General features: G+C 37.5%; 15 protein-coding genes and 1 pseudogene. All 16 read left to right on the forward strand.

Annotated elements, in window-relative coordinates:
• The coding region (locus V7068_RS17405) for a CoA transferase subunit A (RefSeq protein ID WP_499713826.1) at positions 1 to 368 on the forward strand (368 nt) is incomplete at its 5' end.
• The gene (locus V7068_RS17410; RefSeq protein WP_499713827.1) at positions 335 to 1,000 is read left to right on the forward strand and encodes a 3-oxoacid CoA-transferase subunit B; all 666 of its coding nucleotides are present in this window, start codon (positions 335 to 337) and stop codon (positions 998 to 1,000) included. The genes V7068_RS17405 and V7068_RS17410, both read left to right, overlap by 34 nt.
• A 14-nt stretch (positions 1,001 to 1,014) precedes the next feature.
• On the forward strand, positions 1,015 to 2,289 hold the full coding sequence (locus V7068_RS17415) for a peptidase (protein WP_499713828.1): 1,275 nt from the start codon (positions 1,015 to 1,017) through the stop codon (positions 2,287 to 2,289).
• A 74-nt stretch (positions 2,290 to 2,363) separates the two neighbouring features.
• The gene (ablB, locus tag V7068_RS17420; RefSeq protein WP_499713829.1) at positions 2,364 to 3,212 is read left to right on the forward strand and encodes a putative beta-lysine N-acetyltransferase; all 849 of its coding nucleotides are present in this window, start codon (positions 2,364 to 2,366) and stop codon (positions 3,210 to 3,212) included.
• 83 nt (positions 3,213 to 3,295) lie between these two features.
• Positions 3,296 to 4,681, forward strand: a complete 1,386-nt coding sequence (locus V7068_RS17425; RefSeq protein ID WP_499713830.1) for a sigma-54 interaction domain-containing protein — start codon at positions 3,296 to 3,298, stop codon at positions 4,679 to 4,681.
• Between the two features lie 73 nt (positions 4,682 to 4,754).
• Positions 4,755 to 5,759: pseudogene (gene kamA / locus V7068_RS17430) on the forward strand (lysine 2,3-aminomutase); the annotation flags it as partial.
• A gap of 64 nt (positions 5,760 to 5,823) precedes the next feature.
• The gene (locus tag V7068_RS17435; protein ID WP_499713831.1) at positions 5,824 to 7,392 is read left to right on the forward strand and encodes a recombinase family protein; all 1,569 of its coding nucleotides are present in this window, start codon (positions 5,824 to 5,826) and stop codon (positions 7,390 to 7,392) included.
• A gap of 375 nt (positions 7,393 to 7,767) precedes the next feature.
• Positions 7,768 to 8,562 (forward strand): ParA family protein, encoded by a 795-nt coding sequence (locus V7068_RS17440; protein ID WP_499713832.1) that lies wholly within the window; start codon positions 7,768 to 7,770, stop codon positions 8,560 to 8,562.
• Positions 8,562 to 9,005, forward strand: coding sequence for a hypothetical protein (locus V7068_RS17445; protein ID WP_499713833.1), 444 nt, complete (start codon positions 8,562 to 8,564; stop codon positions 9,003 to 9,005). Before V7068_RS17440 ends, V7068_RS17445 begins: the two co-directional genes overlap by 1 nt.
• 148 nt (positions 9,006 to 9,153) lie before the next feature.
• The gene (locus V7068_RS17450) at positions 9,154 to 10,872 is read left to right on the forward strand and encodes a tyrosine-type recombinase/integrase (RefSeq protein WP_499713834.1); all 1,719 of its coding nucleotides are present in this window, start codon (positions 9,154 to 9,156) and stop codon (positions 10,870 to 10,872) included.
• A 47-nt stretch (positions 10,873 to 10,919) separates the two neighbouring features.
• Positions 10,920 to 11,069, forward strand: coding sequence for a DUF3970 family protein (locus tag V7068_RS17455; RefSeq protein ID WP_499713835.1), 150 nt, complete (start codon positions 10,920 to 10,922; stop codon positions 11,067 to 11,069).
• A gap of 144 nt (positions 11,070 to 11,213) precedes the next feature.
• The gene (locus tag V7068_RS17460) at positions 11,214 to 11,684 is read left to right on the forward strand and encodes a DMP19 family protein (RefSeq protein WP_499713836.1); all 471 of its coding nucleotides are present in this window, start codon (positions 11,214 to 11,216) and stop codon (positions 11,682 to 11,684) included.
• A 136-nt stretch (positions 11,685 to 11,820) separates the two neighbouring features.
• Positions 11,821 to 12,189 (forward strand): hypothetical protein, encoded by a 369-nt coding sequence (locus tag V7068_RS17465; RefSeq protein ID WP_499713837.1) that lies wholly within the window; start codon positions 11,821 to 11,823, stop codon positions 12,187 to 12,189.
• A 145-nt stretch (positions 12,190 to 12,334) separates the two neighbouring features.
• On the forward strand, positions 12,335 to 12,508 hold the full coding sequence (locus tag V7068_RS17470) for a hypothetical protein (RefSeq protein WP_499713838.1): 174 nt from the start codon (positions 12,335 to 12,337) through the stop codon (positions 12,506 to 12,508).
• Between the two features lie 97 nt (positions 12,509 to 12,605).
• Positions 12,606 to 13,016 (forward strand): hypothetical protein, encoded by a 411-nt coding sequence (locus V7068_RS17475; protein WP_499713839.1) that lies wholly within the window; start codon positions 12,606 to 12,608, stop codon positions 13,014 to 13,016.
• A 131-nt stretch (positions 13,017 to 13,147) separates the two neighbouring features.
• Complete coding sequence (locus V7068_RS17480; protein WP_499713840.1) at positions 13,148 to 13,633, forward strand: hypothetical protein; 486 nt, start codon at positions 13,148 to 13,150, stop codon at positions 13,631 to 13,633.
• The last annotated feature ends 21 nt before the right edge of the window (positions 13,634 to 13,654 follow it).

Consider the following 13,654-nt stretch of genomic DNA (forward strand, 5'->3'; position numbering starts at 1 on the left):
TGGGGCTTGGCGGGGTGTTAACAGATATCGGATTAGATGCAGAATTTGTTAATCAAGGGAAACAAGTAGTAGCACTAGATAACAAGAAGTATCTTGTTGAACCCGCATTAACGGCTGAAATTGCAATTGTGTATGCGAAACGATGTGACCCGTATGGCAATTTAGTGTTTGATAAAAGTGCCCGCAATACGAATCCTCTTATTGCAATGGCAGGAGCCATCACGATTGTTGAAGTAGATGAAATTGTACCGCTTGGTGCTTTAAATCCAGATCATATTGTGACTCCGGGGGCATTTGTTGATTATATCGTTCCATCGAAAGGAGTGGATTGGAAATGGGCATGGGAGACGGTATTCGACAAACATTAGCCAAACGTGCTGCTGAGGAAATTTCTGATGGTATGCTTGTCAATTTAGGAATCGGCATTCCATCACTCGTTCCAGATTATTTGCCCAAAAGTCATAACGTCATGTTTCATGCAGAGAATGGAATTGTTGGAATCAGCTATTCCCCACCGTATGAAGAGGCGGATGAGCATTTATGTAACGCTGGAGGTTATCCGATTACGGTGAAAAGCGGGGCATCTTATTGTGATAGTGCTGTTGCATTTGGAATGATTCGACGTGGACTTGTTGATGTAACGATTTTAGGGGCGCTGCAAGTAAGTGAGGAAGGTGATTTAGCGAATTGGATTGTTCCGGGGAAAAGGGTTCCAGGGATGGGGGGCGCAATGGAACTCGCAGCAAAAGCGAACAAAGTGATTGTATTGATGAATCATACGGATAAAAACGGTCAATCGAAATTACTTAAAACATGCACGTTACCGTTAACAGCAAAACGATGTGTCCATATGGTCATTACCGATTTAGGTGTTTTTTCGATAAGGGAAACAGGATTAATCTTAACTGATTTGTATGAACCATATACGGTAGAGGAAGTACGAAAGCGAACAGAAGCCTCATTTGATGTTGCCGAACAGCTCCGTATCCTACAAAAATAAGGAGTGTGATGTAAATGGCCTATCAGCAGCAAATCTCAACATGGTTACAAGAGCATCGAAAAAATGGGATTCAACTATTACAAAAGCTTGTTCAAGAGCCTAGTAAACGTTATCAGGAAGAAGGTGCCCAAGCCATCGTTGTTGAAAAATGCCGTGAATTGGGCTTAGCTATAGATTTATGGGAAATTGGTGATGAAACGTTACGCAGTCATCACCATTTTTATTGTGATCGTCATAATTTTCAAGGAAATCCAAACCTTGTTGCTGTTAAGAAAGGCAGAGGCGGTGGCAAATCTCTGATTTTAAATGGTCATATTGATGTTGTTCCAGAAGGAGATCATGCGCGTTGGGATGACGATCCGTATAGCGGGATTTTAAAAGAAAACAAAGTATACGGGCGAGGAACGACTGATATGAAAGGCGGAAATGTTGCTTTATTATTAGCTATTGAGGCAATTACAGCTTTAGATATTCCGTTAAAGGGTGATCTTATATTTCAAAGTGTGATTGAAGAAGAAAGTGGAGGTGCTGGTACATTAGCAGCGATTTTACGAGGGTACAAAGCAGATGGAGCCATTATCCCAGAGCCTACCAATTTAAAGTTATTCCCTGTTCAACAAGGATCGATGTGGTTTCGACTCATTGTGAAAGGAAAGTCTGCCCATGGTGGTACAAGGTATGAAGGAGAGAGTTCGATTGATCTTATGACGAATGTTTTACATGAGATTAAAAAGCTAGAGAATGAACGCAATCAGCAATGGAAGCAGCATCCTCTTTATCAAAAAATATCGATTCCGATTCCCATTAATGTTGGAAAAATGGAAAGTGGGAATTGGCCATCTTCGGTTCCAGAGACAGCTATTGTCGAAGGACGATTTGGTATTGCCCCAACGGAAACGATGGAGGAAGCGAAAAGCTCACTGGAGACGATGATTGAGAGGCTCAATCAAACAGATTCTTGGTTTCGTACAAAGCCAATAGAAATCGAATGGTTTGGAGCGAGGTGGCTTCCGGGAAGTATGGACCTAGAGCATGCTCTTTTAAAAACGGTTGCTTACGCTTTTAAGAACGTGCAAGGAGTGGAGCCGATTATTGAAGCATCACCATGGGGAACCGATGGCGGGTATTTATCCACAGTAGGAAACATTCCGACGTTAGTGTTTGGACCAGGAGAAACGAAGCTGGCGCATGATACGAATGAATATATTGAAGTCGATAAAATGATGGCCGCCGCTGAAATTATTGCGCTCACCATTCTAGAGTGGTGCGAAGTTGCAGAAAATGTGTAATGATATAGCAGAGGTTATGAGAATTTGATTCTTTAGTGAAAGAGAAGCTTTTGATAGGAAAAGAGGAAACAATCATGAATCTAGATATATTCGAAAAAAAAATCCAGAAACGAGGCTATTCCATTACTTTGACAATGGATCGGTTTAATAAGCGGGTGCGTGTAGAAGACTACCTTGGTCATTTCGCTAGCTGTGTAGAGGAGGCCCTTCTTGCAGTAGCTGAGATTTCTGCCGAAAAACTGATTTTTAAGATACGTAAGGAAAATATAATCGACTTAATGATGCAGGGGTTTGTATATGAAGCAATGATTGATAAGTTTTATCTTGGCAGCGATTGTCATTTTCTTGTGAAATACTTTTCCGCTGAGAGAAGAGCGAATGAACATTGGATAAAAGAAGATGAAATCATTCAAAATGTAGCTGCATTACCAAAGCATGTCACATTATCAAGCCCTCCGCGAGAATATGAAGTACGGAAGGCGATAGTAACAGATGCAACGAAGCTTGCTGAGCTGTATCGGGCGGTATTCGAAGTGTATCCAACGCCGATGAATGATCCGGAATATATTCAAAAATGTATAAAAGGCAATACAGTTTTTTATGTGTATACGTATGAAGGGAAAATTATAAGTGCTGCTTCGGCTGAAATAAACCGTTTTTATCATAATGCGGAAATTACCGACTGTGCGACATTGCCCGAACATCGGCAGTTTGGCTTGATGAAGCATTTGATTGTCAAATTAGAAGAGGAGTTACTTGCCCAGGAAATATATTGCGTATATTCGATTGCTAGAGCGCTTTCATTTGGGATGAATGCTGCGCTTCATCAACAAGGCTATGAATACCGCGGGCGCCTTGCGAATAACTGTTATATTTTTGATAAGCTGGAGGACATGAATATGTGGGTAAAGTCAATTGTTTGAGTGCTGAAATATCGGCAGCTTTTTGACAAGTTTTCAGCATTTCTTCATATATATCTAGTAAGAACGTATGAAGGAGGGGGACTTTGTCAGCATCTTATTCAGAAAAAATTTTAGAAGCCATTTTGGCAAGTATTGATGAAGGTATTCATGTAATTGATTTAGAAGGGAACACCATTTTTTATAATGAAGTCGCTGCAGCGAATGATGGAATGAAAGTTTCTGAAGTACTGAACGTTCCATTGCTGCAAGCCTTTCCATCGTTAACGGAAAAATCTTCTACGTTACTTCAGGTGATTCAAACAGGAAAACCAATTTATCACAAAGAGCAGTCTTATATGAATATTCATGGTAAAAAAATTGAAACGGTTAGTTCGACATTACCTATTTATGTCGATGATACGCTTATTGGAGCCGTTGAAATTGCGAAAGACTATTCAAGTTTAAAGGAGCTAGCACAGCGCTTAATAGATATTCAAGCAGCAGGAAAGCCCAAGAAAGCACAAGCGAATAGTACGGTATATACATTTTCTGATTTATTAACGAATAATCCTGATTTTCAACAAATTATTTCGCAAGGAAAAAAAGCGGCACAATCTTCCTCATCCGTATTGGTGTATGGCGAAAGCGGGGTTGGGAAGGAGCTGTTTGTTCAGAGTATTCATCATGCTTCGCCTCGAAGAACGTCACCATTTATCGCACAAAATTGTGCCGCACTCCCGGAATCGCTGCTGGAATCTTTATTATTCGGTACAGCGAAAGGAAGCTATACAGGAGCTGTTGAACGACAAGGTTTATTTGAATTAGCGAATGGAGGAACGTTATTTTTAGATGAGCTTCAGTCGATGCCAATCGAATTACAAGCTAAGCTATTGCGCGTATTAGAAGATGGGGTTGTTCGGAGAATTGGCGGTACGAAAAGCACGGTTGTGGATGTACGTGTAATTGCGGCCATGAATGTTCCACCAAAGAAGGCCATTGAAGCGAGTCAGCTGCGACCGGATTTATATTACCGCCTAAATATATTAAGCTATGAACTACCGCCATTAAGAAAGCGTTCGGAAGATATTGTTCTTCTTAGTGAGCACTTTATCGAGGAGTTTAATCGAAAGCTCCGTCGCCATATTGAAGGAATAAGCAATGATGTACGTCAGCTGTTATTGCACTATCACTGGCCTGGAAATGTACGCGAGTTAAAGCATGCAATTGAATATATGATTAATACAGCTGAGACGAAAGAGCTAACGATTGCAGATGTCCCGCGCTTTTTACAAAATCATTCCCCTGAAGCGGCGAAGTTACTTCCATTGCGAGAAGCGTTAAAGGAAACGGAGTCAAAGCTCATTACAGAAGCGTTGCTGCAAACGAATGGGAATGTGCTGCAAGCATCCAAGCTTCTCAACGTGCCTCGTCAAACGCTTCAATATAAAATACAAAAATATAGGAATGTTTCTGAACCCAGATCAAAATGATTCTGGGTTTTTTGGTCATTTGGGCATGCTTCTTGCATTTACTATCAGTATCAACACTTCGGGGGGAATGAGCATGTTACATGACTTATATAAGCCAAAGCGTCATTGGAAGGATATTGAACTATGGAAAGATGTCACTGATGAGCAGTGGAATAACTGGCTCTGGCAGTTAACGAATACAATTAGAACCGTAGATGATTTAAAGAAGGTCGTTCATTTGACACCGGATGAGGAAGAAGGAGTACGGATTTCTACAAAGACGATTCCGCTTAATATTACGCCATATTATGCATCTTTAATGAACCCTGACGATTCGCGTTGTCCAATTCGCATGCAATCCGTGCCGATTTCGGCAGAAATGCATAAAACAAAATATGATATGGAAGATCCGCTTCATGAAGATGAAGATTCGCCTGTAGCGGGACTGACTCATCGTTATCCAGATCGCGTATTGTTTTTAGTAACGAATCAATGCTCAATGTATTGCCGCTATTGCACAAGAAGACGTTTCTCCGGCCAAATTGGGATGGGAGTGCCGAAGAAGCAGTTAGATGCGGCCATTCAATATATCCGTGAAACACCGGCTGTTCGCGATGTTCTTTTATCAGGTGGAGATGGACTGCTTATTAATGACACAATCCTTGAATACATTTTGAAAAACTTGCGCGATATTCCCCACGTTGAAATTATTCGTATCGGTACACGTGCACCGGTTGTTTTTCCACAACGAATTACGGAGAATTTATGTAATATTTTAAAGAAATATCATCCTGTTTGGTTGAATACTCATTTTAATACGTCAATTGAAATTACGGAGGAATCGAAGCTAGCCTGTGAAATGCTAGCAAATGCTGGAGTACCGGTTGGCAATCAAGCCGTTATTTTAGCAGGCATTAATGACAGTGTGGCGATTATGAAAAAGTTGATGCATGATTTAGTGAAAATCCGCGTTCGCCCTTACTATATTTATCAATGTGATTTATCAGAAGGAATCGGCCATTTCCGTGCACCGATTTCTAAAGGTATTGAAATTATTGAAGGATTGCGGGGACATACTTCTGGTTATGCGGTTCCTACTACATTTTTTAAATAAAGTATGGTACACTCCTACATGGATAGGCTTTTTAGAGAGGTGCAAAAAGATGGAACAAGACAACAACTATCACTGTGCGATGATGCTTAGAATATCACGAGAAAAAGGAGATAATGAAGATACCTTACAAAACCACCGAGACATGTTAACGGAATATGCAGAAGCTCGCGGATATACCTACGATATTTATGAAGAAGTGACGAGTGGCGGAGCTGATAGCATTGAAAAACGCCCGACATTAAAGAAAATGCTCGATAACATCGATAACTATGATGCGATTTTGTGTGTGTCGCTTGACCGTTTAACACGAGACTTTTCGGTTTCTGATTATATTAGAAAAGAGGTAAGAGATAACCAAGTATTAATTATTACCCCTGCGCAAACCTTTGATATAGCTAGTGACGGGGATGATGAGCTCCTGTATAACATTTCGACGAGTTTGGCAGTTCGCGAGTATCAAATGATAGGAAAACGAAATAAACTGAATAAAATCGCACGGGCAAAGCGAGGGGAATGGATTTCTGGCTCTGTTCCGTTTGGATATACACGGCACCCAAAGAGCAGAAAATTAGAAATCAACGAGGTAGAAGCAAAAATTGTGAGAGATATCTTCAAACTTCATGCAGCAGGACTTGGCAGTTTTAAAATACGGGATATTCTGAATGCTGAAGGAAATAAACCGAAAAAAGCCAAATTCTTTAATCTTCCAACCATCAAACGAATTATTCGGAATCCTGTGTATAAAGGAACGGTGCTGTTTCATAGTCGAAAACGAACAAAAGAAAATGGCAAGTACATCTACCGAGTTGTCGAAACTGTGGAAACACCTAATGCTCATCCGTATATTATTCATCCTGACGAATGGGAAGAGGCGAATAAAACACGAAAAGCACGAGCTGAACATGCAAATAAAGTACGAGAAAGAGCGTTCGTCACAGCCAAACCCACCATTTTAAAAGATTTGTTGTTTTGCGGAAAGTGCGGAAGAAAAATGGCTATCCGTAAAGATAATAAGTCAGATGAATATTATGTGAAAGTTTGCCACAATCTTCTGCCTGAAAGTGGAGAAAAATGCATGAACGCAGGCATCAATGTAAAACCTGTCGTGGAGGCTTTTATGGGGGAATTAAACAAATACAAGGAAGATGTCAAAAAAGAACTAGAAAAAATGTTAGCTGAGGATTATTCCGATATAGAAGAAGAGGTAAATCAAAGATTGGAAAGCGTGGAGAAGCAATTAGCGATTCAAAAACGAGCTCTTAAGAGGAGTAGGGAGGATGACCTCTACGCTGACGATAGTGACCGCGCCTATTACAAACAAAAAATCCAAGAAATCAAACAAACCATAGAGAATTTAGAAAAAGAAAGAGAAGAATTACTTTTACAACAACAACATGGTATCGATACAACTGCGAAGGAAGCACGGTCGACTGCCATTATTGAAAACTTAAACCGTCTGCACGAGGCAGATACTGAGATACAGAACGAGTATGTAAAAAACTTTGTAAAAGCCGTATATTACACACGAGACATGCCATCTGAGATTCGGAGTCTTATGACCCGACATCCTGACCGAAAAAACTTTGAGTTTAATATCGAAATCGAATTTATCAATTAAAAACAGGAAAAAGAAGAAAATCCATTGAATAGAAGGTATGTCATTATTTTTCCGTAATCGATGCGTTCCCGTTTGGGAGCGCATCTTTTTATGAAAATAAAAAGTAAAATATAAAAAGAATGAAGTGTTGGACATAAGGTTGTTCGTGAAGAATTACGAGCGTTTAAATCATCAGAGACAACTTGCATTTCATGTCTAGAGTACCTGTTTATTAAAATATGGAAAATAAAAAAACACATTCGAATCTTGGGATGTGTTTTTTTGCTTAGTAAAATAAAAAAAGTAAAAAGAAAAAAATTTTACTTTTTACAAAGGACTAATTCAAAAATCAATGAAAGTAACCATATACCCATTTAGGGATGAGGAGGAAAAATAATGACAAAAAATATAAATGATAAAAAAGCAAAGGTTTATGGTGTTATCCAAAACAAAGGCGGAGTTTTGAAGAGCACGATTTGTACAAATATGGCTTCGGAATTATCTTTACAAGGGAAAAAAGTGTTAATTATTGATGTGGACAACCAATCAAATGTGTTGTATTCATTCGGGCTAAATCCTGATGCTTATGAGAATACCATGTATGATGTGTTATCCAAACAGATAGATATCGAAGAGGTCGTGGTGGAAGTGTCCCCTAATCTTCATGTTGCCTTATCCAATGATGATATGTCTTACTTCGAAATGGATGTGTTAACAAATCCAGAAGATTATCCGAATTTCGCGTATCTGTTAAAAGGAGCAATTGATAAAGTTCGAGACAAGTACGATGTCATATTTGTAGATACGCCACCTAGTTTCGGATTAAATTTGATGAATGTGTTGCATGCGATAGATGAGGCGATTGTACCCTTCCACCCAGAGATATTTAGTGTACGAAGCATGATAAAAACCATTCAAGCCATTGATAACTTTAAAGAAAAAAATCCAAATTTAAAAATTTGCGGGGTTGTTCCGACAAAGGTTCAGAAATCTACTACTTTACATAAAGAAACGTTAAGAGAATGCCGTAAGTATTGCAAAGAACACGGAGTGACCGTAACAAAAACTGTCATTCCAAAAACGATTGCATTCAGTGATTCTCTTTATAAAAATAAAAAACCATGGGTGCTGACAGAAGCGTCCAGACCACGAGCAATATTTCAAAATATTATGAAGGAGTTGAATATATAATGGCTAGAGATAGAAAAAGTGTTGGATTTTACCCTGATAATAGCTTACCTACTATAAAGCAACAAGGGGTTAAACCTAAAGAAGAACCAAAACAAGATGATGCAGTAGAGGTAACGACGACAGAAGAAGGAACGAAAGCAACAGAAGAAAAACAAGAGAAGACGGTAGAAACACCTGTTTCTGAATGGGTGCAAAACATTCATAAAGACAACTTACATAAACTATTTCCATGTAATATCAAGTTGCCTGGTTATATGAATATCCCGTTGGAACGATACATTGCGGAAGAAAAAGAAAATGATACAAAAATGTATGATTTCATTTTAAACAAAGAAAGAAAAATCAATAAATCAGCGATTTTTGCAGAAGCCATGAAAGATTGGTTGATTAAAAAAGGCATTGTAACAGAAGAAGAACTAAACGAATTTGCAAAAGGCGAATAAGTTTGAAAAGGAAAACGCAGTAAATCGATAAAATAGATGGATAGGATGGACTTTGTGTTCATCTTATCTTTTTGTTTCGATTTGCCTATTTATCTATTAAAAAATATCTATGTAATTTGGCAGAAAGAGAAGGGAAGGGGAGACCGATATGATTCATGAAATAATTCGTGCGTATGAAACGGATATCGTGACGGTAACTACACATGTATCACGAGATAAAAACAGCAACAACCTTTTGATTGACCTTGGAGCAGGATTTAAAGAGTATGGAGACAAGGTAGGAGTCGGAGGATTAGATATAGAATATGATGCTGCAAGCAAGCGAATTCGCTTGTCTGGCTTAATCTCACCAAACATCGCGGTTCAAGAAGTCACCTTATTTGTTTTAGATGCGTTGGAAGAAGTGTTTATTCGTTCTAAAGATGCTATCGAAAAAGAGTTTGGAGTGAAACTGAATCCGAAACAGTGGGAAACGGTTCTATTTCATGATGGAGACCTTCATACAGGAGCAGATGATATCTTTTACATGCAAGGGGAAACACCAAGAATTGTCATAGAACCGAATTTTTCTGTTGATACGATACGTGAAAGAAAACAGCGAATCAAAGAAGAATTCACTTACTTTGAAAAACATAAAGAAACGAGAGAAACCATTCATTCTTTTGCAGAAACATTAGACATGGCAGAAAACACGAAGAACGCCTATATCTATGGACTAGAACGGTTTTTTGAATGGCTGATAGTTCATTATTATCAAGATTACCCGCATTTTAACGAAGAAATCGTTCGTTCCTTTATTTCTCATTTAAAAGAAGAGAAATTGTCACCCCATTACATTCATCGTCTATTTGTATCGGTGTTGAAATACAGTGTATTTATCGATAACCCTATCCATCGGGAAGAAGCAGGAAAAGGACTGCCTGTCCTTCCAAACCTTAAAAAAAGCAAACCAAGAAGCTTGCAGGATTATCGAATCGAACAGGCAGAAGGATTCTTAGAAAGGCGGTTTTACACCGCACAAAACAATTTTATTGAAGAGCCATGGGGACTCTATGGAAGTTCAGTAAGAGACCATTTTCGGAATTTATTGATGTTTCGTTTATGTTTAGATGCTTGTTTGACCATTCGGGAAGTCGTCATGTTAGATATTCAGGATGTATCTTTGGATAAAAAAAATCCTGTTCTGATGATAAAAGGCAGAAACAAACGAATCATCCCCATCCCGTATGATTTGGCAAAAGATTTAAAGAATTATATCGAATTCAGAAATGAATATGATGAACAAATCGAAGTGGAAAAACAATGGAGACATCTAAAAAGGGGCAGACCTTTCAAGTTTGATGGAGAGGAAAAAGAATTAGAAGGTATCTTGACCTTTATAGAATCTCTTACCATTGAAGTGAATAGGGAGGAAATCGATAAATTAAGAGAACAGCTAAAAAATGGACAGAAACCTAAACAAGAAGACTCGGTGATACGAAAAGAGAATATCGACATTGCCCATAAAAATGGGGAGATAGAAGACATCATTACAGAAGCCATCCATCGGGAAGTGCGTAAGTATTTCCAACAACATGAGTCGTTGTTCGTCTCTAATCGAGGGAAACGCACAGCCATTAGAACCGTGCAAAAAATCTTTTCTCAAATTGGTCGAGAAAAAAGTGGAGATGAATGGATAACAGGTGTTTGGAAGGTGGAAGCATCAGAACTTCGTCATACAGGCATTCAACTGCTTGTCAATAACGGTGTTCCTGCACATGTCATTCAAACGATTACAGGCTTAGAATCAACCGACATGATACTGAGGTATGGGAAAACAGACTTTGAAAAGGCGAAAGAAGCGTTGAATCAGCTTCGTAAAAAATAAAATAAAAAAGAAAAAAGGTAAAAAGTAAAATATTGGAGGTGCAGAACATGACGAAAATCCGACTGGAAGGAACATCAATAGAGGTTCAAAAAGCTATCGAAGAACTTCAAAAAAAGTTTCAGGTACTAAGTGTATCCAAATCCTATAAAAACCGAAATTCAAGCGATATACGAGTCTATTTGAATATTCAATTCTGATACGGGGCCCTGTTGGTTCTTTAAAAAATAGGCTCTGTTAAAGAACGGTGTTGATTTTCTTCTTCAACTAACTGGCAGGTTAGTTCAACAAGAAATTAAGAAGAAATGGTAATATAGCATTAAATATTTGTTGGAGGGAATGCTGTGAAACCTAAAATGAAAAGAAAAAATTTATTGAGTAAGACTGATATATGGAACGCCGTTACTACTCTGTTAATTGAGTATGATTATTTAACTGAAGATAAAAATTTATACGAAGCATTCATTGTCTATCAATACTATTCTGAGCTTGAAAGTGGGGGTCACGAAAGCTTATTTACGTGGTTTAAATGGGATATCGAAAAGGTAGGGATAGATAATTACTTGAACGAACTAATAGGTATCCTTGAGAAAATTGGTGCTCACGATTATGCAATTATTGAGAAGAAGTATGGCAAAGAAATGTGGAGGTTGTACGTTGCTTTAGAAAATGACGAGATTGAAGAAGCTGAATTTTATGATGTCATCGAAAAGGCGAACGATGAATATTACAAGCTTAATCAGAAGTTAATGGAATTATTAGAAACGTATTTTGTTACTATTCATACTGATTTGATTGAAGTAGTCGAAGATTAAGTCAATCTTGTTCAACAAACGGGGGCGATTGTTCAATAAGAACAGTCGCTTCTTGTACTAACGTCGCAGGTTAGTTCAAGAAGAAATGATAAAATTAAGTTAATGTATTATTAGCAAAAAATTTAAGGAGTATAGGATGTTTAAGACAATCGAATGGCGTATGTATATAAATGCAACTTCAAAAGAAAAAGCACAAAGAGTAATAAAGAGACTAAATCAAGAAATTGGTGAAATGGAAATCTTATCACTGCAACAATATTGGAAAGATGAGACGTTATTTGAGCTAGAGTGTAAGACTAAACTTCAAATTGAAGAACCTGAAAAAGCAGTGTTTTATGTTCTTCGGTTGGTCAATCAACTTGGTAGCGATATAAATGTAATGGGTCCTTTTACATACGAAAAAAATCATTTAGAGTTTGAGGGTTTATGTGCGTCACCTACTGTAATTGGACTTAATTGGTTTCACTTCCATATAGATAATTTCAGAGAAATTTTGTTGAACTAATGAGTGCATTACTGAAACAGCAGTAATGCTTTTTTCTTCAAGTAACGGAGCAGGTTAATGAAACAAGGCTACTCATTAAATTACAAAATGCTACAATTATTAGTAGGAGTGAAATAGTAGATATTGAGTTATTAGGAGATAGAGGATGAAAATCAGGAAAGAGAAAAAGAAAAAGAAGGGTCAGGGCGGCATTTTTAAAAACATACTTATTGAAATTCGAGATTCAATTTTAGAGTCAATCTTATGTGAATTAGTTTGGAACATTTTAATGTTTATACCAAGAATGATGATTCGCTTAATCAAGAATATATCTGACTAGTCTAAATGAGTGCGATGCTTCAATAAGGGGTATCGCTTTTTCTGATTCAACTATAGGGCAGAATAGTTTAAAAGGATTACCAAAGGAGTGAATGAGAATGAGTTTAGCTTCCTACATTGGCTGTAATATAGAATTAACAATTAACGATGATGAATATTCAGACGCTTCTTTTTACATTGGAAGATGTTTTGCAGGAGAAAGCGAACTGCAAAATGTAAGGAAATATCAGTTTACTACCCCTTATGTTTACGAGGTATCAAGTCATTGGGGAATTGAGATTTCGGAATATATGAATCAAGAAACGTGTGCTGAATCAAAAGTAAAGCTGTTAGAACTTTGTAAAAGAATGGACAGTTATCTTGAAAAAGGGGATTATTTTGAACTGTATAGCTGTTGGATTGGAGAAGAAACTGATAATCGAGAGGGTGAGATAACTCTCCAAATCAATAACTTTGATATTGACCAGATTGAAATACCAGAAAAAACGTTAGTGAGATTTGAAAAATAAAGGCTTCTTCAACTAAAGGGTCCGATACTTGAATAAAAGGTATCGCTTTTTTCTTATTCTACTACGAAGCAGGTTAGTTGAACTTAGATAGGTCAAACGAGATATAGAATAAAGTGAAAAGGAAGCTAAATATGAAGCTAAATTATAAAATTTCTTTACCTAAACACCTTAACGGTTATTTGAAATTACGAGATGCCATTATGGATTGGGTCTTCGATTATGAAGAGTGTACGATAATTGATGATGATGGAGTAGAATATGGATATGTTGTTACTTTAAGGTTAGATAAAAAATTATTTGAAGAATTGAAACAACATATATTTGTTAAATTTTCAATGGATTTATCAGACGGAGTGTATGTTGATTACGAACATTATCATATCGTTCGTTATGACGATAATGATGATATTCTACACGAAGCAACAGCATTTGAGACAGATGATAACGTTTGGGAAGTTTACTATACCGACGGATTATTGTCTGAGCTTCCAATTGTACGTAAAGGCACTTTACCAGAAGAAGGTATTTATTTGTTTGAAGTAGAAATCAGTAGTAATGAGAAAATTGAAGATAAGTTGGAACATTACTTTGATAAATGGATTGAACAGCAAAAATAGAAATTCTTATTCAAGTAACTG

The sequence above is a fragment of the Bacillus sp. JJ634 genome (assembly GCF_036962285.1).
Taxonomy (GTDB): domain Bacteria; phylum Bacillota; class Bacilli; order Bacillales; family DSM-1321; genus Peribacillus; species Peribacillus asahii_A.

Excerpts from the sequence above, each read along its gene's own strand:
- V7068_RS17410 (WP_499713827.1), top strand. The coding sequence starts at position 335 with ATGGGCATGGGAGACGGTATTCGACAAACATTAGCCAAACGTGCTGCT.
- V7068_RS17415 (WP_499713828.1), top strand. The coding sequence starts at position 1,015 with ATGGCCTATCAGCAGCAAATCTCAACATGGTTACAAGAGCATCGAAAA.
- ablB (WP_499713829.1), top strand. The coding sequence starts at position 2,364 with ATGAATCTAGATATATTCGAAAAAAAAATCCAGAAACGAGGCTATTCC.
- V7068_RS17435 (WP_499713831.1), top strand. The coding sequence starts at position 5,824 with ATGGAACAAGACAACAACTATCACTGTGCGATGATGCTTAGAATATCA.
- V7068_RS17440 (WP_499713832.1), top strand. The coding sequence starts at position 7,768 with ATGACAAAAAATATAAATGATAAAAAAGCAAAGGTTTATGGTGTTATC.
- V7068_RS17445 (WP_499713833.1), top strand. The coding sequence starts at position 8,562 with ATGGCTAGAGATAGAAAAAGTGTTGGATTTTACCCTGATAATAGCTTA.
- V7068_RS17450 (WP_499713834.1), top strand. The coding sequence starts at position 9,154 with ATGATTCATGAAATAATTCGTGCGTATGAAACGGATATCGTGACGGTA.
- V7068_RS17455 (WP_499713835.1), top strand. The coding sequence starts at position 10,920 with ATGACGAAAATCCGACTGGAAGGAACATCAATAGAGGTTCAAAAAGCT.
- V7068_RS17465 (WP_499713837.1), top strand. The coding sequence starts at position 11,821 with ATGTTTAAGACAATCGAATGGCGTATGTATATAAATGCAACTTCAAAA.
- V7068_RS17470 (WP_499713838.1), top strand. The coding sequence starts at position 12,335 with ATGAAAATCAGGAAAGAGAAAAAGAAAAAGAAGGGTCAGGGCGGCATT.
- V7068_RS17475 (WP_499713839.1), top strand. The coding sequence starts at position 12,606 with ATGAGTTTAGCTTCCTACATTGGCTGTAATATAGAATTAACAATTAAC.
- V7068_RS17480 (WP_499713840.1), top strand. The coding sequence starts at position 13,148 with ATGAAGCTAAATTATAAAATTTCTTTACCTAAACACCTTAACGGTTAT.